Source organism: Kurthia huakuii LAM0618 (assembly GCF_000505545.1).
Lineage (GTDB): Bacteria > Bacillota > Bacilli > Bacillales_A > Planococcaceae > Kurthia > Kurthia huakuii.
This window is the reverse complement of the sequence record NZ_AYTB01000054.1, coordinates 1-981: the sequence shown is the minus strand read 5'-3', so window position 1 is coordinate 981 and position 981 is coordinate 1. Positions and strand designations below refer to the sequence as shown.

Genomic DNA, 981 nt, shown 5'->3' with positions numbered 1-981 from the left:
ACATAATTCGAATAACGTTTTATTATAATCCTCTAAGCTCTTAAATACAGGCATAGGCACAAATAAATTCCGACGATGATAACCAACTTTTCCTTCTACGTTTCCTTTTTCATTCCCTTTCCCAGGATTACAGAAGTTGCTTTGAAAGCCATAATGTGCCGCAAATCTTGTGAATTGCTCTACTAAATCTCGGCCACCATCTTTCCTTATCTTTTTAACTGCTGCGGATAAATTATCGAATAAAATAACCGTAGGTACACGACCAATATGTTCAAATATTTGGCGCATTGCTTGTAATAAACATTCTTGATTTTGACCTTTAAAAATTTGTGTATAGCCACCGTTACTATATGGAAATGAGAGGTTAAAATAAAATCCTGTGAAGCGTTCACCATTTTCTTCGAAAATAGCTTCTCCAAAATCAGCTTGTGCCTGTCCAGGCATATGTGTTAATGGAATTGCTGCCACTTCTTTTTTCAACTGTAAATCTTTTTTAACTTCCGATACAAAACTTTGAATAGAGCGAAGACTAATATCAAGATCATCCCCGTACTTTTCTTGTAAACGGTCGTAGACCCTTTTTCCAGTATGTCTCTGCTTTCTAGGCATTTCTAAGTCAGCTACTAACCATGCCATTATTTCATCTTTGTATCGGTCAATCTTTTTAGGGATTACTTTACGTTTTTCTGGCGTAACATTAAAATCCTGTTGGTTCACATATTTTTGAACAGTTTTAAAATCATGTCCGGTTTCTTCAGCTATTTTCCGTAAGGAATAACCTTTATCCTCATACAAAAATTTGATATGATGAATTTGCGTCATTGTAAGCATCCTTTCATTCCTCCTAATCAACTTTTCTGCCAATTAGAAGGTTAGTAGAATTGAAGGGTGCATACAATGATATTTTTTTGCGCTAAAAAGGAAGCATCATTGCAGGATTTTTCATTTGCATAATGCTTCCTTTTTATTTTGCACTAAACA

The 981-nt window shown here is 34.8% G+C and carries 1 protein-coding gene; it reads right to left on the bottom strand.

The features are described from left to right. On the bottom strand, positions 1-831 hold an 831-nt coding region (gene istA / locus V514_RS0118595; protein WP_029501255.1), incomplete at its 3' end, for an IS21 family transposase. Positions 832-981 lie beyond the last annotated feature (150 nt).